The organism is Streptomyces sp. JLBT605 (assembly GCF_058215555.1).
The window spans coordinates 1,985,927-2,003,904 of record NZ_CM177087.1 but is presented as its reverse complement, the minus strand read 5'-3'; the positions used below and the strand labels follow the sequence as shown (position 1 = coordinate 2,003,904).

The 17,978-nt window shown below is 70.2% G+C and carries 18 protein-coding genes and 1 riboswitch; of the genes, 7 read left to right on the top strand and 11 right to left on the bottom strand.

What is annotated here, in order from left to right; translation table 11 throughout:
* Window positions 1-71: 71 nt before the first annotated feature.
* Window positions 72-194, bottom strand: a riboswitch (cobalamin riboswitch).
* A gap of 268 nt (window positions 195-462) precedes the next feature.
* The 3 genes from mctP to AC4BDD_RS08960 all read right to left on the bottom strand — a co-directional run bounded on the left by mctP (window position 463) and on the right by AC4BDD_RS08960 (window position 3,473).
* On the bottom strand, window positions 463-2,091 hold the full coding sequence (gene mctP, locus AC4BDD_RS08970) for a monocarboxylate uptake permease MctP (protein WP_490690449.1): 1,629 nt from the start codon (window positions 2,089-2,091) through the stop codon (window positions 463-465).
* A complete protein-coding gene (locus AC4BDD_RS08965) occupies window positions 2,088-2,348 on the bottom strand; it encodes a DUF3311 domain-containing protein (RefSeq protein ID WP_490690448.1) in 261 nt (86 codons plus the stop codon). Before AC4BDD_RS08965 ends, mctP begins: the two co-directional genes overlap by 4 nt.
* A gap of 354 nt (window positions 2,349-2,702) precedes the next feature.
* On the bottom strand, window positions 2,703-3,473 hold the full coding sequence (locus AC4BDD_RS08960; protein ID WP_490691714.1) for a GntR family transcriptional regulator: 771 nt from the start codon (window positions 3,471-3,473) through the stop codon (window positions 2,703-2,705).
* Window positions 3,474-3,721: 248 nt separating this feature from the next.
* Between AC4BDD_RS08960 and AC4BDD_RS08955 the strand changes: the two genes are divergently transcribed.
* From AC4BDD_RS08955 to AC4BDD_RS08940, 4 genes are read left to right on the top strand one after another with little or no spacing between them, the layout of a single operon-like run.
* Window positions 3,722-4,993 (top strand): extracellular solute-binding protein, encoded by a 1,272-nt coding sequence (locus tag AC4BDD_RS08955; protein WP_490690447.1) that lies wholly within the window; start codon window positions 3,722-3,724, stop codon window positions 4,991-4,993.
* A 4-nt stretch (window positions 4,994-4,997) separates the two neighbouring features.
* On the top strand, window positions 4,998-6,020 hold the full coding sequence (locus AC4BDD_RS08950; protein WP_490690446.1) for a carbohydrate ABC transporter permease: 1,023 nt from the start codon (window positions 4,998-5,000) through the stop codon (window positions 6,018-6,020).
* Window positions 6,017-6,847 (top strand): carbohydrate ABC transporter permease, encoded by an 831-nt coding sequence (locus AC4BDD_RS08945; protein WP_490690445.1) that lies wholly within the window; start codon window positions 6,017-6,019, stop codon window positions 6,845-6,847. The genes AC4BDD_RS08950 and AC4BDD_RS08945 overlap by 4 nt, the downstream gene beginning before the upstream one ends.
* A 10-nt stretch (window positions 6,848-6,857) precedes the next feature.
* Window positions 6,858-8,393 carry a glycoside hydrolase family 3 protein gene (locus AC4BDD_RS08940; RefSeq protein WP_490690444.1) on the top strand — a complete coding sequence of 512 codons (1,536 nt, stop codon included), beginning with the start codon at window positions 6,858-6,860 and terminating at the stop codon, window positions 8,391-8,393.
* 160 nt (window positions 8,394-8,553) lie between these two features.
* Here AC4BDD_RS08940 and nagB read toward each other — a convergent pair whose 3' ends face one another.
* Together nagB and AC4BDD_RS08930 are read right to left on the bottom strand one after the other, a co-directional pair.
* Window positions 8,554-9,339, bottom strand: a complete 786-nt coding sequence (gene nagB, locus AC4BDD_RS08935; RefSeq protein WP_490690443.1) for a glucosamine-6-phosphate deaminase — start codon at window positions 9,337-9,339, stop codon at window positions 8,554-8,556.
* Between the two features lie 79 nt (window positions 9,340-9,418).
* On the bottom strand, window positions 9,419-10,174 hold the full coding sequence (locus AC4BDD_RS08930) for an SDR family oxidoreductase (protein WP_490690442.1): 756 nt from the start codon (window positions 10,172-10,174) through the stop codon (window positions 9,419-9,421).
* An 80-nt stretch (window positions 10,175-10,254) separates the two neighbouring features.
* Between AC4BDD_RS08930 and AC4BDD_RS08925 the strand changes: the two genes are divergently transcribed.
* On the top strand, window positions 10,255-10,881 hold the full coding sequence (locus tag AC4BDD_RS08925) for a TetR/AcrR family transcriptional regulator (RefSeq protein WP_490690441.1): 627 nt from the start codon (window positions 10,255-10,257) through the stop codon (window positions 10,879-10,881).
* Between the two features lie 444 nt (window positions 10,882-11,325).
* On the top strand, window positions 11,326-12,822 hold the full coding sequence (locus tag AC4BDD_RS08920; RefSeq protein ID WP_490690440.1) for a histidine kinase N-terminal domain-containing protein: 1,497 nt from the start codon (window positions 11,326-11,328) through the stop codon (window positions 12,820-12,822).
* A 206-nt stretch (window positions 12,823-13,028) separates the two neighbouring features.
* On the opposite strand, the gene AC4BDD_RS08915 is transcribed toward AC4BDD_RS08920, so the two are convergent.
* Entirely contained in the window at window positions 13,029-13,286 is a 258-nt protein-coding gene (locus AC4BDD_RS08915; protein WP_003953983.1) for a WhiB family transcriptional regulator, read from the bottom strand.
* Between the two features lie 317 nt (window positions 13,287-13,603).
* Window positions 13,604-14,572, bottom strand: coding sequence for a diacylglycerol/lipid kinase family protein (locus AC4BDD_RS08910; protein ID WP_490690439.1), 969 nt, complete (start codon window positions 14,570-14,572; stop codon window positions 13,604-13,606).
* Between the two features lie 159 nt (window positions 14,573-14,731).
* On the opposite strand from AC4BDD_RS08910, the gene AC4BDD_RS08905 reads away from it, so the two are divergent.
* Window positions 14,732-15,241 (top strand): hypothetical protein, encoded by a 510-nt coding sequence (locus AC4BDD_RS08905; RefSeq protein ID WP_490691713.1) that lies wholly within the window; start codon window positions 14,732-14,734, stop codon window positions 15,239-15,241.
* A 167-nt stretch (window positions 15,242-15,408) separates the two neighbouring features.
* On the opposite strand, the gene AC4BDD_RS08900 is transcribed toward AC4BDD_RS08905, so the two are convergent.
* The 4 genes from AC4BDD_RS08900 to AC4BDD_RS08885 form a co-directional block, all read right to left on the bottom strand.
* Window positions 15,409-16,317 carry an RNA polymerase sigma factor SigF gene (locus AC4BDD_RS08900; RefSeq protein WP_490690438.1) on the bottom strand — a complete coding sequence of 303 codons (909 nt, stop codon included), beginning with the start codon at window positions 16,315-16,317 and terminating at the stop codon, window positions 15,409-15,411.
* A 16-nt stretch (window positions 16,318-16,333) separates the two neighbouring features.
* A complete protein-coding gene (locus AC4BDD_RS08895) occupies window positions 16,334-16,747 on the bottom strand; it encodes an ATP-binding protein (protein WP_398460787.1) in 414 nt (137 codons plus the stop codon).
* A gap of 241 nt (window positions 16,748-16,988) precedes the next feature.
* The gene (locus AC4BDD_RS08890) at window positions 16,989-17,525 is read right to left on the bottom strand and encodes a GNAT family N-acetyltransferase (RefSeq protein ID WP_490690437.1); all 537 of its coding nucleotides are present in this window, start codon (window positions 17,523-17,525) and stop codon (window positions 16,989-16,991) included.
* 115 nt (window positions 17,526-17,640) lie between these two features.
* Complete coding sequence (locus AC4BDD_RS08885) at window positions 17,641-17,901, bottom strand: UBP-type zinc finger domain-containing protein (RefSeq protein ID WP_490690436.1); 261 nt, start codon at window positions 17,899-17,901, stop codon at window positions 17,641-17,643.
* Window positions 17,902-17,978: the final 77 nt, after the last annotated feature.

The window sequence follows — 17,978 nt, the reverse complement described above, 5'->3', positions numbered from 1 at the left end:
GCGTGCGGGCATGCCGGACCAGGGTCGGGGCCTACCGCACAGCGTCCACCGGCCCAACCCGCGAGGCCCGGACGTGTTCGAGGCCGTCGGCAGGTGGTCGGACTTACGCGCACGCAAAAACACACACGTACACCGTTGCGGGACAGTTCCGGATTCGCACCGGATTCCCCTGCGGCGACAGCGAGGACGAGCATACATCTTGTGTTGGCTGCCGCGTGTGCCCCCACATCTTGTGTCACCGCGTTTGAGATTTCGTATGAATGTGCTATATCGAGGCGGAGTTGACCTGCGTTGAGGCATGCGTTCCGAGCCCGCCCCACGGGGCCCACGGGGCCTGGCGCAGGGGCAGGACGGCGGGCGGCACGGGGCGGGAACGGCACACGGAAGGGGCGCGGCGAGCACGCCGCGCCCCTGTCCCTCCACGCTACCTTCCGGCCGGGCCGGAACGCGCCCTGGCGCCCCTCAGTGGCCGCCGGGTGCCCCCGCCGTCGCCGGCGGCAGCTCGGCCTTGACGCCCGGGTCGCCGGCGTCCCCGGTGTAGTCCGAGGGCGAGGTCTCGTCGACGCCGTCGGGAGCCTTCAGGGCCCGCAGCACCAGCGTCAGCACGACGGTGACGACGATGTTGAGCACGATGGCGGTCAGACCGATGTAGCCGATCTTCTCGATGAAGGGGACCTCGGTGGTGTTGCCGAAGTGCTTCTGGGTGGCGCTCGGGGTGTCGTACGCCTTCCACGTGCCGTAGATCATGCCGACCGCCCAGCCGGCGAGCAGCGCCCAGCGGTGGAACCAGCGGGTGAACAGACCGCCCACCAGGGCCGGGAAGGTCTGCAGGATCCAGATGCCGCCGAGCAGCTGGAAGTTGATCGCCACCGTCTTGTCCATGGACAGGACGAAGACCAGCGCGCCCACCTTCACCAGCAGCGACACCAGCTTGGAGACCTTCGTCTCCTGAGCCGGGGTCGCGTCGGGCTTGAGGAAGTCCTTGTAGATGTTGCGGGTGAAGAGGTTGGCCGCGGCGATCGACATGATCGCCGCCGGGACCAGGGCGCCGATGCCGATCGCGGCGAACGCCACGCCCGCGAACCAGTCCGGGAACATGTCCTCGAACAGCTGCGGGACGGCGAGCTGCGGATTGCCGCCGGTGTCCACCTTCGCGGCGATCGCCATGAAACCGAGCAGCGCCAGCAGGCCCAGCATCAGCGAGTACAGCGGCAGGATGGTGGTGTTGCGGCGGATCACCTCACGGCTGCGGCTGGAGAGCGTGGCGGTGATGGAGTGCGGATACATGAACAGCGCCAGCGCGGAACCCAGCGCGAGCGTCGCGTACGCCCAGTGGGAGGCGTCCGGTGGCGCCAGTGCGCCCCTCGGTTTCCCGGCGTCGTTGGTCTCCGCGAACGCCTTCCCGGCCTCATGGAAGATGTCGTCGAAACCGCCCAGCTTGATCGGGATGTAGATGGCCGCCACCGCGATGACGATGTAGATCAGGGTGTCCTTGACGAAGGCGATCAGCGCGGGCGCGCGCAGCCCCGAGGAGTAGGTGTAGGCGGCCAGCACGCCGAAGGCGATCAGCAGCGGCAGGTCCTTGACGAACCAGTTGGTGTTCTCGCCGCCGCCGACGCCCATCACGTCCAGCACCGCCTGGATGCCGACGAGTTGCAGCGCGATGTACGGCATGGTGGCGAGGATGCCGGTGACCGCCACGGCCAGGGACAGGCCCTTGGAGCCGAACCGGCCGCGGACGAAGTCCGAAGTGGTGACATATCCGTGCTTGTGGGACACCGACCACAGCCGCGGCAGGAAGGTGAAGATCAGCGGATAGACCAGGATGGTGTACGGGACGGCGAAGAAGCCCGACGCGCCCGCCGCGTACACCGCCGCCGGAACGGCCACGAAGGTGTACGCGGTGTACAGGTCGCCACCCAGCAGGAACCAGGTGATCCAGGTGCCGAAGCTGCGGCCGCCCAGCCCCCACTCGTCGAGGCTCTCGGCGTTCTCGGCCGCCCGCCAGCGTGCGGCCATGAAGCCCATCACGGTGACGGCGAGGAAGAAGATGATGAAGACGGCGAGTGCGACGCCGTTGACGTCGTTCATCGCGCCGCGCCTTCCTTGCGGGCGCGCTGCTCACGGCGCACCAGGAGATAGGCGATGGCCGTCAGCGCGGCCGATATCGGCACCCACAGCATCTGGTACCAGTAGAAGAACGGGATGCCCCCCAGCTTGGGGTCGACCTTCGCGTACGAGCCGACCCACAGCATCGAGATGAACGGCGCGACCAGGCACAGACCGACCACCACCCGCGAGGGCGTGATGACCGGTCTGGTGCCTTGCGTACCGGATGATTCCGTCATGCGGGCGCTCCCGTCCCTGGGTGATCATCTGCGTAATGCGCAGGAAATCTAAGCCAGGGGGGTGGCAGGCGTCACTACCCGTCCGTATATCGGTATGACAAAGGACCGCCCGATCCGCCATCCGCACACGACCGGCCCATCACCGGGCCAGGGCTCGGCCGTTGGGAGCCGCATCAGCCGTTGGGCCGCTTGAGCCTGGCGACGCTGTGCTGTCCCGGGGGGTAACCCCCCGGACCCCCAGCCGGCACCCGGTCGAGGCCGGCGTCAGCCGTTGGGCCGCTTGAGCCTGGCGACGCTGTGCTGTCCCGGGGGGTAACCCCCGGACCCCCAGCCGGCACCCGGCCGAGGCCGGCGTCAGCCGTTGGGCCGCTTGAGCCTGGCGACGAACTTGTACCGGTCGCCGCGGTAGACGGACCGCACCCACTCGACCGGGTCGCCGTTGGCGTCCAGCGAGTGCCGGGAGAGCATCAGCATCGGCAGGCCGACGTCCGTGCCCAGCAGGCCTGCCTCGCGCGGCGTGGCGAGTGAGGTCTCGATCGTCTCCTCGGCCTCCGCCGGCCGCACGTCGTACACCTCGGCCAGCGCGGTGTACAGCGAGGCGTACTTCACCAGGCTGCGCCGGAGCGCGGGGAAGCGCTTCGCCGACAGATGGGTGGTCTCGATGGCCATCGGCTCACCGCTGGCCAGCCGCAGCCGCTCGATGCGCAGCACCCGCCCGCCGGTGGCGATGTCCAGCAGCCCGGCGAGCCGGTCGTCCGCCGTCACGTAGCCGATGTCCAGGAGCTGGGAGGTGGGCTCCAGCCCCTGCGCCTTCATGTCTTCCGTGTACGAGGTCAGTTGCAGCGCCTGGGACACCTTGGGCTTGGCCACGAAGGTGCCCTTGCCCTGGATCCGCTCCAGCCGCCCCTCCACCACCAGCTCCTGGAGCGCCTGCCGGACCGTGGTCCGCGAGGTGTCGAACTCCGTGGCGAGCGTGCGCTCGGGCGGGACCGGGGTGCCCGGCGGCAGCGTCTCGGTCATCTCCAGCAAATGCCGCTTGAGCCGGTAGTACTTGGGTACGCGGGCGGTGCGCGCCGCCCCGCCGGTCCCGTTGCCGTTCTCGGCGGTTGCCCCGTCGGTCTCCATGGCGCGCCTTCCCGACTCCTGTCCTGCTGCCGTCACCGGCTCCTCCGTCTTTGAGGGTCACATCGTGGCACGGCCCCGGCCCAGGACGTCCTGCCAGCTCGGATGTCGTCAGATGTCGGTCCGGTAACGGAGCCGACATCGACTCTTATACACCCTTGACACCCCTAAAGGTCTAGGCCAAGCTGCGGGGCACTGGTCTAAACCATTAACCATTAAAGACCACTTCCAGTTCCTTTGAGGAGAGTGCTGTGAAGCGTGGGCTGATAGCCGCGACCGGTGTCGCGGCGATGCTGGTGAGTCTCGCGGCCTGCGGGTCCGGCGACGACGGGGAGAAGTCGGGGAGCGACGGCTACAAGGGCGAGACGCTCACCGTCTGGGCGATGGACGGCTCCACTCCGGAGGGCTGGACCACCAAGGTCACCGCCGCCTTCGAGAAGAAGACCGGCGCCAAGCTGAAGTTCGAGACCCAGCAGTGGAACGGCATCCAGCAGAAGGTGACCACCGCGCTGTCGGAGTCCGACCCGCCGGACGTCATCGAGATCGGCAACACCCAGACCCCCGCCTACGCCCAGACCGGCGGCCTCGCCGATCTGTCCGACCTCAAGAAGTCGATCGGCGCGGAGTGGACCGCATCGCTCAACGAGTCGGCGGTCTTCGACGGCAAGCAGTACGCGGCCCCGTGGTTCGCCGCCAACCGCGTCGTCCTCTACAACAAGAAGATCTGGGCCGAGGCCGGCATCAAGGAGCTGCCGAAGACCCGCACCGAGTTCTTCAAGGACCTGGACACGATCGCGAAGAAGACCGACGCCGAGCCCCTCTACCTGCCGGGCCAGAACTGGTACTTCTTCGACGGGCTGACCATCGGCACCGGTGCCGAGCTGGTGAAGAAGGACGGCGACAGCTGGGTGTCCAACCTCTCCGACCCCAAGGTCGGCAAGGCCATGGACATCTACAAGCAGTACCAGTCCTTCTCCAAGGCGCCCAAGAACAAGGACGAGGCCACCCCGCAGCAGGGCGAGGTCTTCGCCAAGGGGAAGACCGGCGCCTTCATCGGCATGGGCTGGGAAGCGGGCGTGGCGGTCAAGGCCAACCCGAAGATCGAGAAGGACATCGGCTACTTCACCATCCCGGGGGAGACGGCCGGCAAGCCCGAAGGCGTCTTCCTCGGCGGCTCCAACCTCGCCATCGCCGCGGGCAGCCCGAAGCAGGAACTTGCCAAGGAGTTCCTGAAGATCGCGCTGTCGGACGAGTTCGAGGGCCTGCTCGCCAAGGAGACCGGGATCATCCCGAACAAGGAGTCCCTGCAGACCGCGCTGAAGGGCAACGCCGCGGCCGAGGCCGCCGCGCCGTCCGTGGCCTCCGGCGGCACCACTCCGCTGATCCCCGAGTGGGCCGCGGTGGAGAACGCGCCCAACCCGATCAAGACGTACATGACCGCCGTGCTGAACGGTAAGTCGCACGCGGACGCCGCCAAGTCGGTCGAGGACGAGCTGAACAAGCGCCTCAGCCAGGAGCAGTAAGCAGATGGCAAGCACGTCGGCGCAGACCGAGAAGGCCGAGAGCGCTGCGCGGGCCGAGAAGGCCGACTTCCCCGCACCGGCCGCCGCCCGCACCGGCACGGCGCCGTCCGGCGTCGCCCCCGCCTCCGGGCGGGGGCGGCTCGCCGGCACCGTCCCCTACCTGCTGCTGCTGCCCGCGGTCGCCGCCACCTTCGTGTTCCTCGGCTGGCCGCTGGTGAAGAACGGCATGCTGTCGTTCCAGAACCTCAACATGCGGCAGCTCATCCAGCACCTCACCGAGTGGAACGGCACCGACAACTACCGCGAGGCGCTGACCAGCGACGAGTTCTGGCGGGTGACCGGCCGTTCGGTGGTCTTCACCGCCGCCAACGTCGTCCTGATCATGGTCTTCGGCACCCTGATCGGACTGCTGCTGGCCCGGCTGGGCAAGAGGATGCGGCTGCTGCTCTCGGTCGGGCTGGTGCTCGCCTGGGCGATGCCCGTCATCGCCGCCACCACCGTCTACCAGTGGCTCTTCGCCCAGCGCTTCGGCGTGGTCAACTGGGTGCTGGACAAGCTGGGCTGGCACTCGATGGCCGACTACGACTGGACCGGCAGCCAGTTCTCCACCTTCTCCGTGATCACCCTGCTGATCGTCTGGCAGTCGATCCCGTTCGTGGCCATCAACCTCTACGCCGCGACGACCACCATCCCCAAGGAGCTCTACGAGGCCGCGGCCCTGGACGGCGCCGGCACCTGGCGTTCCTTCACCTCGGTGACGCTTCCGTTCCTGAAGCCCTTCCTGCTGGCCACCACCTTTCTCGAGGTCATCTGGGTCTTCAAGGCATTCCCCCAGGTCTTCGTGATCAACGAGGGCGGCCCGGAACGCCTCACCGAGACCCTTCCCGTCTACGCCTTCGTCGAGGGCGTCGGCAACCAGCACTACGGCATGGGCGCGGCGATCTCCGTCCTCACCATCCTGATCCTGCTGGGGCTGACCGCCTACTACCTGCGCACCGTGCTCAAGCAAGAGGAGGACGAGCTGTGAAGCGCTCGGCGCTCGGACGGATCTGGCCGGGCGCGACGGCCGTCGTCCTCTTCGTCGTCTTCGCGTTCCCCGTCTACTGGATGTTCGCCACGGCGTTCAAACCGACCTCGGACATCATCAGCGAGGACCCGGTGTGGTTCCCCGCCGATCCCACCCTGGAGCACTTCCGGACCGCGCTGGACGCGGAGGGATTCTGGGCCCTGGTCCGCAACTCCCTCACCGTCACCGTGCTCGCCGTCGGGCTCTCCCTGCTCATCGCGCTGCTGGCGTCCTTCGCGCTGGCCCGGATGCGGTTCAAGGGCCGCCGGGGCTTCATCCTCACCTTCATGGTCGCCCAGATGGCGCCCTGGGAGGTCATGGTCATCGCGATCTACATGATCGTCCGGGACGGCGACATGCTGAACAGCCTGGTGCCGCTCACCTTCTTCTACATGGTCATGGTGCTTCCCTTCACCATCCTCACGCTGCGCGGCTTCGTCGCCGCCGTGCCCAGGGAGCTGGAGGAGGCCGCCATGGTCGACGGCTGCACCCGGCCGCAGGCGTTCATCAAGGTGATCTTCCCGCTGCTGGCGCCCGGGCTGATGGCCACCTCGCTGTTCGGCTTCATCACCGCGTGGAATGAATTCCCGCTGGTCCTCATCCTCAACAAGGACGCCGAGGCGCAGACCCTGCCACTGTGGCTGTCGAAGTTCCAGACGGCGTTCGGTGACGACTGGGGCGCCACCATGGCGGCGGCCTCGCTCTTCGCACTGCCGGTCCTCCTCCTCTTCCTGTTCCTGCAACGCAAGGCGGTCGGTGGTCTCACCTCCGGCGCAGTGAAGGGATGACGCACTTCCCATGACGTCGCTCACCCACGCACCCGACACCCTCACCCAGGACGCGCTCGCCGTCCTGCAGCCCGGCTTCACCGGCACCACCGCCCCGGCATGGCTGCTGCGCCGGCTGGGCGAAGGGCTGGTCTCCGTCGGGCTGTTCGGACGGAACGTCGCCTCGCCCGAGCAGCTGGCCGCGCTCACCGCGCAACTGCGCGCCGAGCGGGACTCCCTCCTCGTCGCCATCGACGAGGAGGGCGGCGACGTGACCCGGCTGGAGGTGCGCACCGGCTCCTCCTTCCCCGGCAACCTCGCCCTCGGCGCGGTCGACGACACCGACCTGACCCGCGCGGTCGCCCATGAACTGGGCCGCAGGCTGGCCGCCTGCGGGGTCAATCTCAACTGGGCCCCCTCCGCGGACGTCAACTCCAACCCCCGCAACCCGGTCATCGGCGTCCGCTCCTTCGGAGCCGACCCCCAGCTGGTGGCCCGGCACACCGCCGCCTACATCGACGGCCTGCAAGCCGCCGGAGTCGCCGCCTGCGCCAAGCACTTCCCCGGCCACGGCGACACCGCCGTCGACTCCCACCACGCCCTGCCGCGTATCGACGCGAGCCTGGCGACCTTGTCGGCGCGCGAGCTGGTGCCCTTCCGGGCCGCCATCGACGCCGGCACCAAGGCGGTGATGAGCGCCCACATCCTGCTGCCCGCGCTCGACCCCGAACTGCCCGCCACCCTCAGCCCGGCCGCCCTGCACGGTCTGCTGCGCGCGCCTGTCGCCGACGGCGGCCTCGGCTTCGACGGAGTGATCGTCACCGACGGCATGGAGATGCAGGCGATCTCCGCCGTCTACGGCATCGAACGCGGCAGCGTGCTGGCCATCGCCGCCGGTGCCGACGCCATCTGTGTCGGCGGTGGACTGGCCGACGAGGAGACCGTGCTGCGGCTGCGCGACGCGCTGGTGACAGCCGTCCGCACCGGCGAGCTGCCGGAGAAGCGGCTCGCCGACGCCGCCGCACGGGTGCGGGCCCTGGCGGACTGGGCACGCCGCGCCGAGGGGCCGGGCGCGGCGGTGGGGACCGCGCCCGCCCCCGAGGTAGGGCTGGAGGCCGCCCGCCGGGCGCTGCGGGTGACCGCGGGCCCGCGGCCGTACGCGCCGCCGGCCGGGCCGGTCCATGTCGCCGCGCTCACCCCGGTGGCCAACATCGCGGTCGGCGACGAGACCCCGTGGGGCGTGGCCGCCGAACTCGCCCGGCTACTGCCGGGCACCACCACCGCCACCCACGGCAGGCAGGACGCCGAGGACGAGGGTGCGGCCGCGCTGGTCGCCCGGGTGCTGGATGGGGCATCGGACCGCCCGATCGTCACGGTGGTGCGCGATGCCCACCGCCACCCCTGGATGGCCGAGGTGCTGGAGGCCCTGCTCACGACCCGGCCGGAGACGGTCGTGGTCGAGATGGGGGTGCCCCAGGGGCCACCGGTCGGAGCGCTGCACATCGCGACCCACGGCGCCGCCCGCGTCTGCGGGCGCGCCGCCGCGGAGGTCATCGCGGGCGGGTGACCCGCTGACATCGGCGACCACGGACATCGGCGACACGGACGTCGGCGACGGCTGATGTCGGCTACGACCCGGCCGGGGCACTCGTCAGGGAGCCCCGGCCGAGTCGTATGTCAGGGGGTGCGGACGCGCGAGAGGCGCGGGCGCGTGAGGTGCGGACGGTCTACAGACCTTGCCAGGCCGGCTTCGCCGCGTACGTGGCGCGGAAGTAGTCGGCGAGCTTGAGCTTGCCGGCCGCCGCCTCGTCGACCACGACCGTGGCGTGCGGGTGCAGCTGGAGCGCCGAGGCCGGGCAGATCGCCGCGACCGGGCCCTCGACCGCCTGCGCCACGGCCTCCGCCTTGCCCTCGCCGGTGGCGAGCAGCACCAGGTGGCGGGAGTCCAGGATGGTGCCGATGCCCTGGGTGATGACGTGGTGCGGCACCTGATCGATGTCGTCGTCGAAGAAGCGCGCGTTGTCGATGCGGGTCTGCCGGGTCAGGGTCTTGATCCTGGTCCGGGAGGCCAGCGACGAGCACGGCTCGTTGAACCCGATGTGCCCGTCGGTGCCGATGCCGAGCAGCTGGAGGTCCACCCCGCCCGCCTCGGCCAGCGCCCGGTCATACGCCTCGCACGCGGCCTGGACGTCCTCGGCGCTGCCGTCCGGGCCGAGGAAGGACCCCTCGGTCAGGCCGAGCGGCTCGACGACCTCGCGCAGCACCGTCGAGCGGTAGGACTCGGGATGCCCGGCGGGCAGCCCCACGTACTCGTCGAGCTGGCATATTCGCGCCCGCGAGACGTCCACGGCGCCTGCCCGGACCTTGGCTGCCATCGCCCGGTAGATGGGCAGCGGGGTCGAGCCGGTGGCGACACCGAGCAGGGCGTCGGGCTTGCGGCGCACCAGGGTGGCCATGGCCTCCGCGATGAGCTCTCCGCCTGCTGCGGCGTCCGGAACGATGACAACTTCCACGCTTGGCCTGCCGTTCTGGAAGTGGGCATGTGGTTTAGACCAATCTAGCAGGCCCGCGTGGTGGCCGGGGAGCGCCGGACTACAGCAGGGAGCCGCCCGAGGCGTCTATCCACTGCCCCGTGACCCACCGGCTGTCGTCGGAGGCCAGGAAGGCCGCTATGTCCGCGACGTCCGCCGCCTGACCCACCCGGTCCAGCGGTGAGCGCTGTGCCATCGCGGTCTGCGACTCCGCGTTTCCGCGGAGCCAGTCGGCGTTCATGTCGGTGTCGATCGCGCCGGGCGCCACCGCGTTGACCGTGATGGAGCGGGCGCCGGCCTCCTTCGCCAGATGCATGGTGAACGCGTCGATCGCGCCCTTGGTCATGGCGTAGGCGATGAGATCGGGCATCACGCCGCCCCGGGTCAGGGCGGTGGACACATTGATGATCCGCCCGCCGTCCCGAAGCCGGCCCAGCCCGTGCTGGGTGACGAAGAAGGGCGCCGTGGTGTTCACCGCGAAGACGCGGTCGAAATCCTCGCGCGACAGCGCGGTGATCGGCTCCCGGCGGCCGGTGATGCCGGCGTTGTTGACCAGGATGTCCAGCCCGTCGGCCCGCTCGTCGAAGGCCGCCCAGAGGGTCTCGGCGTCTTCGGGGACACCCAGCTCCGCGCGGATCGCGAACGCCTCGCCGCCCGCCGCCTCGATCGCGGCGACGGTCTCCTTCGCCGCCGTCTCGTCCCGGCCGTAGTGCACGGCGACCCGCGCTCCGTCCCGGCCCAGGCGCTCGGCGATGGCTCGCCCGATGCCCCTGCTGCCGCCCGTCACCAGTGCCGTCTTGCCTGTGAGCGCACCCATGGCAGCGCCCCCCACTTCTTTAGGAGTCGTTACAGAAGCGACCGTAGCACATTAATTAGCGACCGCTATAGAATCTCTCCATGAGTGCCACGAACGAGCGAACGACCGAGCCGGGAGCCAGGCGCGGCAGGCCGCGTTCCTTCGACCGCGACGCGGCGCTCAAGGCCGCGATCATGGAGTTCTGGGAGCGTGGCTACGAAGCGGTGTCCATCGCCGACCTGACCCGCGTGATGCACATCAAGGCCCCCAGCCTGTATGCCGCCTTCGGCGACAAGAAGACGCTCTTCGAAGAGGCCATCGAGGCGTATGTCAGGGACTTCGGGGGCTTCATCGACCGCGCCCTGGAGGAGGAGCCGACGGCCCGCCGGGGGGTGGCCCGGCTGCTGCGCGAGGCCGCCGCCTGGCACACCCTCCCGGAGCACCCCCGCGGCTGCATGGTGAGCACGGCGGCCACCAACTGCACGCCGCAGTCCGCCGATGTGGTGGAAGGTCTCCAGGAGCGGCGCAATCAGAGCACCGCGCTCATCGAGCGCCACATCCGGGCCGATGTCGCGGCCGGTGCGCTGCCCCCGCAGACCGACGCGCACGCCCTCGCGGTCTACAGCACCACCGTGCTCCAGGGCATGTCGCAGCAGGCGCGGGACGGGGTGGACCGGGCGACGCTGGAGGAGGTGGCCCGGGTCGCGATGCTCGCCTGGCCGCAGTGAGCCCGGCCCCAGTGAGCCCGGCCGCGAGGCCGAAGACAAGCGCGAGCGGGTGTCCGGAGATCCGCGGCCGCGGTCGGCCGGTTCGACGCTCGGTCCGGCGCTCGACAGGTGCCCGGACAGTGCCCGGAAACACCCGCGGGCCGCGGCGCCAGGGCGGGACCCTCAACCCGCCCGGCACCGCAGCCCGGAGTTGCATCGGCCGGTCCAGCCGGCCGAGTGGAGGCCCCGGCGCCGTCAGGGCAGAGAGCGCCGTGTGCCTCGATCCGCCCTCCTGTGCGGGGAGAGCGGAGGTCTTGCCCGGCAACCGTGCGGGTCACCGGAGATTGCGCCATACGACATTCTGGACTAGACCACTACCGTCTGTCCATGGTTGTCTCTAGAAAGAGTAAACCCGGTTCAGGAAGAGTAAACCCCGTTCGCCGGTAGGCTCCCAGTGTGCCCTCCATGAACGACCTCGTCCGCCAGCACACCGCGCTCGGTGACACCGACCTCGAGTGGCTCCACCTGCTGGTCTCGGAGTGGCAGCTGCTCTCCGACCTCTCCTTCGCCGATCTGGTGCTGTGGGTCCCCACCCGCGACGGCTCCCGGTATGTCTCCGTCGCCCAGATGCGGCCCAACACCGGGCCCACCTCCTACCAGGACGACATGGTCGGCCATCTCGTTCCGCGCGGCCGCCGCCCGATGCTGGACGCCGCGCTCGACGAGGGCCGGATCGTGCGTGAGGGCGACCCGGAGTGGCGCGAGGAGGTACCCGTCCGCGTCGAGTCCATCCCGGTCCGCCGGGAAGGCCGGGTGCTGGGGGTCATCGCCCGCAACACCAATCTGCTGACCGTGCGGACGCCGAGTCGGCTGGAGCTCACCTACCTGCAGAGCGCCTCCGACCTCGCCCAGATGATCGCCGCCGGAGCCTTCCCGTTCCCGGCCCAGCAGGTCGACATGGACGCCTCGCCGCGCGCCGGGGACGGGCTGATCCGGCTGGACGCCGATGGTGTGGTGCAGTACGCCAGCCCCAACGCGCTCTCGGCGTACCACCGTCTCGGGCTCGCCGCCGACCTGGTCGGGCACCACCTGGGCCGGACGACCGCGGAACTCGCCCCGGCCCGCGGACCGGTGGACGAGGCGCTGGTCAAACTGGCCAGCGGCTGGGCGCCGCGGGAGTTCGAGGTGGAGGGCGACGACGGGGTGATCCAGCTCCGCGCCATCCCGCTCAAGCCCAAGGGCACCCACATCGGTTCGCTGGTGCTGCTCCGCGACGTCACCGAGCTGCGCCGCCGCGAGCGCGAGCTGATCACCAAGGACGCCACCATCCGGGAGATCCACCACCGGGTGAAGAACAACCTCCAGACCGTCGCTGCCCTGCTGCGGCTCCAGGCCCGCCGGATGGATTCCGACCAGGGCCGGGAGGCGCTCAACGAGGCGGTCCGCAGGGTCGGTTCGATCGCGATCGTGCACGAGACGCTGTCCCAGAACCTGGACGAGCGGGTGGAGTTCGACGACATCGCCGACCGGGTGCTGGCGATGGTGGCGGAGATCTCCCCGGGCCGGGTCGCCGGCCGCCGCACCGGCCGCTTCGGCATCCTGGACGCCGAGGTGGCCACGCCGCTGTCGATGGTCCTCACCGAGGTCCTGCAGAACGCCCTGGAACACGGCTTCGGGCCGGGGGAGCAGGGGAACGTCGAGGTGACCGCGGTGCGCAGCGGGACCTCCCCGGTGGGTCGGGGGAACGGCTCCCGCCCCGAGGGCCGGCTGCTGGTCACGGTGGAGGACGACGGCCGCGGTCTGCCGGAGGACTTCGACCCGCGCCGCGCCGGCAATCTGGGCCTGCAGATCGTACGGACCCTGGTCGAGGGGGAACTGGGCGGAACGTTCGACATGGTCCCGGCGCCCGGGCGCGGCACCCGGGTGGTGCTGGACATCCCGGTGCGCGCGGAGAAGCGCTGACCGGCCGGGCCGAGAAGCGTTGACCCGTCGGTGAGGGCCCTCACGCGGGCCCGTGAAGGACGCTGGGCCCCGCCGCGACAAGGCGCCGAGCCCCCCGGCAAAGCGCTGAGCCCCGGACCGTTGATCAGGTCCGGGGCTCAAAGCTCATCTGGTTATGCGCATCGGGGGATACTGCGCGCTGCGGCTCGGGGGCCGAAGGGGCTGCGTCAGGCGCTGGCGTTGCGCGCCCGGTTGCGAGCGGCGCGGCGCTTCATCGCACGGCGCTCGTCCTCGCTGAGGCCACCCCAGACACCGGAGTCCTGGCCGGACTCCAGCGCCCACTGCAGGCACTGCTCCATGACGGGGCAGCGGCGGCAGACGGCCTTGGCTTCCTCGATCTGCAGCAGCGCAGGACCGGTGTTGCCGATGGGGAAGAACAGCTCGGGGTCTTCCTCGCGGCAAACGGCGTTGTGACGCCAGTCCATGGCTGCTCCATCTCCTCGTGTTGCATGTACGTTGCTTGTGAATGTGAACGCTTTCACGAATCCCTCCGCAAGGGAAGGGCCGACGCCCAGTTTGGGACTGGTGCGGTCCCGTGAAATGTGGAGGGGGTTCGGGCTCTCAAGGGGGCTTCGTGCGGCCGTCCCGATCGCCATGAAGAGATTCGCAAACCTCGGCGGCGGATACAACCCCTTCCGGAAAGTTTTTTTTGATTCCTTGGTGTCGTCTCGGTCACAGCCGTACTTCCAGGGGGTGGAGGCCAGCCTAAACGTTCGACTGAAAGGACTTTGGCCCCTGCCACTCACACAATCACACGCAGTGCACGCCGTACACCTGTGAACGTCACGCTGGTACGCAGCCCCAGGTGGTCACCGTCCATCTGGAAGGGCAGTGGCACCTGCGATTGCAAGGTGAAGTCCGCCAGATCGTGCTCGGCGACCACATGCTTGCCGTGCGGCCCGCGCTCCGGAGTGGAGGTGAGCAGCTGGGTGCCGTACCGGGCCATCGCCGCGGTCGACAGTTTGGTGAATCCGAGCACGTCAAGGGCGGTGTCGAAGGACGCCTGCGGCGAGGCGTAGACCGGCCGGTTGCCCAGATAGGTCCATGGAGAGGTGTTGCAGACTATCGACAGCACCAGATCCTCGACCGGCTCCTGGTCGGGCCGGATCAGGCTGATCGTGCCGTGCCGGCGATGCGGCTCCTTGACGAACTGGCGTACGGCCTGTCGAAGGTACAGCGCATGGGTGGAGCGTCTGCCGCGCTCGCGCTGCTGCTCGACCCGGCCGATCACCCCGGCGTCCATGCCCAGGCCCGCGCAGAAGGTGAACCAGCGGGCGGGCACCGCTTCGTCCTCGGTGCCCGGCGTGCCGGCCGCCAGGCCCAGGCCCACGGTCTGCTCGCTGTCCTGGCGCAGCGCGTCCAGCAGTGCGCCGGTCGCCTCGACGACGTCGTTGGGCAGGCCGAGCGCTCGGGCGAAGACATTGGTCGAGCCGCCGGGCACCACCGCCAGGCGGGGCAGCTGGTCCGGGGCGGGGCCGTGGTGCAGCAGGCCGTTGACGACCTCGTTGACGGTGCCGTCCCCGCCGAGCGCCACGACCAGCTCGTATGTGCCGCTCTCGGCCGCCCGGCGGGCCAGATCGCGGGCGTGCCCCCGGTACTCCGTGGTCGCGACCTCCAGCTTCAGATCGCTGGCCAGCGCGTGAATCAGCACATCACGGGTGCGGGCACTGGTGGTGGTTGCTGCCGGGTTGACCACAAGAAGCGCGCGCATGCGAAAAGCCTACCTACCTGGTGGTACCGCTCGGCCCCCCGGGGCGCCGCCCGGCCTCCCGGTGACGGCTACCCTGCTGGGGTGAGCAGGAAGAAGTCCTCCCCCGCGAAGCAGGCGGCCGCTCGGTCCGGCAAGCAGAGCAAGCAGGGTAAGCAGTCCATGTCGGTCAGGCCGGATGGATCCAAGGCGGCCGGGGCCGCCACCGGGACGGTCAAGGCCGCGCGGACGGCCCCGGCCGCTTCGGCCGCCGGCGCGCCGAGCGGCCCGAGCGGGCCGAGCGGGCCGCGCCCCGCCCGGGTGACCGCCGCGGCCGTGCTCACCGCGCTGGAAGGCGCGGTGCTGCTCGGCTTCGGGATCTACCTCGGGGTGATGGGGCTGGTCGGTGATCCGGAGAGTCCGGAGCAGGCCGAGATGCTCGCGGTGACGGTGCTGGCGCTGGCCGTGCTGCCGGTGGCCGCGGCGCGCGGTCTGTGGCTGTGCCGCCGGTGGAGCCGCGGCCCGGCCATGATCACGCAGCTGATGGGGTTGCCGGTGGCCTGGACCCTGGTGCAGAACGGCGGCGGGCTGATCGCCGTCGGCGTGGCGATCGCCGCCGCGGCCTTCGCGGTGCTGGCCCTGCTGGTCAACCCCACGGCGACCGAGGCGCTCGGGATCGGGCCCCGGGAGTAGTCCTTCCCGGGGTGACCCGCCCTGTGGGTATTCGGGTACTCCGTCCTGGAAGTACACCGCGGGCGCCCGGGCGGGCCGGCTTCTCCGCCCGGGCCGGATCTCTCCTCCGCGATCAGGAGTCCGCCACTCCCTGACCAAACCTCGACCGCTCCTCGGTCAGGGCTCGACTACTCCTCGACCAGGAGCTTGTCGCGGAGCTGGGCGAGGGTGCGGGCCAGCAGCCGGGAGACGTGCATCTGCGAGATGCCGACCTCCTGCGCGATCTGCGACTGGGTCATGTTGCCGAAGAACCTCAGCAGCAGGATCTTCTTCTCCCGCGGCGGCAGGTCCTCCAGCAGCGGCTTCAGCGACTCGCGGTACTCGACGCCCTCCAGGGCCTCGTCCTCGGCGCCGAGGGTGTCCGCCACCGCCGGGGACTCGTCGTCGGTGTCCGGGACGTCCAGCGACAGCGTGCTGTACGCGTTGGCCGACTCCAGGCCCTCCAGCACCTCCTCCTCGGAGATGTTCAGGTGCTGGGCCAGCTCGTGCACCGTGGGGGCCCGGCCGTGCCGCTGGGACAGCTCCGCGGTGGCCGTGGTCAGTGAGAGCCGCAGCTCCTGGAGGCGGCGCGGCACCCGCACCGCCCAGCCCTTGTCGCGGAAGTGCCGCTTGATCTCCCCGACGACGGTGGGCGTCGCATAAGTGGAGAACTCCACCCCGCGGTCCGGGTCGAACCGGTCCACGGATTTGATCAGCCCGATGGTGGCGACCTGGGTGAGGTCGTCCAGCGGCTCACCGCGGTTACGGAAGCGCCGCGCCAGATGCTCCACCAGCGGCAGGTGCATCCGGACGAGGTGGTTGCGCAGCTCGGCCCGCTCGGTGGAGCCGTCCGGGAGCCCTCGCAGCCGGACGAAGAGCGCTCGCGCGCCGCTGCGGTCATGCGGATCATGCTGCTGCCAGGCGTCGTGCTGGTGCTGGTCCATGTGGTCCGCCCGCTCTGCTCGGTCGCCGGCGGCTTCCTCGCCCGCGGGATGCGGCTGGGCCGGCTGCGGCGGGATGGCCGGGGTACGCACGTCCCGCGGTGATGCGGTGCTCACGGAGCCCCCCTTTCCGTCACGGCTGCCCGGGGCCGGCGCCGCGCTTCTTGTGCAGGCTGATGCTGACCGTGCGGTCTTCAGCGACGGTCGAGTCGACCTCACCCGCCAGCGCGGACAGCACCGTCCAGGCGAAGGTGTCGCGCTCGGGAGCGCGGCCGTCGGTGGTGGGTGCCGAGACGGTCACCCGCAATGCGTCCTCGACCAGGCGGAAGACGCAACTGAGCACACTGCCGGGGACGGCCTGCTGAAGCAGGATCGCGCATGCCTCGTCGACCGCGATGCGCAGATCCTCGATCTCGTCGAGGGTGAAGTCCAAGCGGGCTGCGAGTCCGGCGGTCGCCGTCCGCAGCACCGACAGGTAGGCACCCGCAGCGGGCAGCCGGACTTCCACGAAGTCCTGGGTCCCGGGCTCGCCTGCGATCTGGGACACCCTCACCTCCAAGGTGGCTGAGCTGGTTGAGCTGAGCTGGTATGAGCGCCCGGTGCCCGTCCCTGGTGGGGGCAGAGAACCGGCCGCGGCACATGGTTCGGCTGCGACGCTACCGCGATCCGCGGCCCGGTGTCGCCAGGGCGGAGCATGCTGGCCGCCCCGGTTGGTACCTGCCCGATTCCGCGCCACGTCACTCATGGTAAGACAACGCATACGCACAGTGGCTAGGGGTCGGGTGGTCTCAATTCGAAACCGACGGAGCCGCGTTGGCCCGACCCGTCGGCCCGGCCGCCTGTGCGGCGAGCGCCCGCAGCGGCTCCCCGGACAGCCGGCGGACCGTCCACTCGTCCATCGCCTCGGAACCCAGCGCGGTGTAGAAGCCGATCGCCGGCTCGTTCCAGTCCAGCACGGACCACTCGAAACGGGCATACCCCCGCTCGACGCAGATCCGCGCCAGCTCGGCGAGGAGCGCCCTGCCGTACCCGCCGCCCCGAGCGTGCGGCCGGACGTACAGGTCCTCCAGGTAGGCGCCGTGCGTCCCGGTCCAGGTGGAGAAATTGCGGAACCACAGGGCGAAGCCGACCGTCTCGGCCGGCTCCCCGGCGCCGCCCTCGGCCTCGGCTATCAGCGCGAAGACCGACGGCTGCTCGCCGAAGAGAGCCTCCCGCAGCTGCTCCTCGGTGGCCTTGGCGTCCTCCAGCGCGCGCTCGTACTCGGCGAGCTCGCGGATCATCGCGTGGATCGCCGGGACATCGGAGGGCTTCGCGGTTCTGATCATGTGGAGCAGGCTAGCGGGCGGCACTGACATCGGGCAGGGGAGCGCGGCACCGGCATCGGGCGGTGCGGCCAGGGACTTCGGCCCACGCACCGGACCTCCAGATCAGCCCGGACCTTCAGATCAGCTGCTCGTGCCGGTAGCACCAGCGCCAGTCCTCGCCCGGCTCGAAGGTGCGCATCACCGGGTGCCCGGTCTGCCGGTAGTGCTCGGTGGCGTGCTGGTACGGCGACGAGTCGCAGCAGCCGACATGGCCGCAGCTCAGGCAGAGCCGCAGCTGGACGGGGTGGCTGCCGGCCGCCTGGCACTCGCGGCAGGAGTCCGTCAGCGGTTCGGGGGTGTCGTCCGGCAGTTCGGAGGTGTGCGGGCACTCGCTCATGGTGGCCAAGGTTAAATCGGCCGACGACCATGGACGAAGCCTGGCCGCGGGGGCGGGCTGAGATGATCGGAGACGGC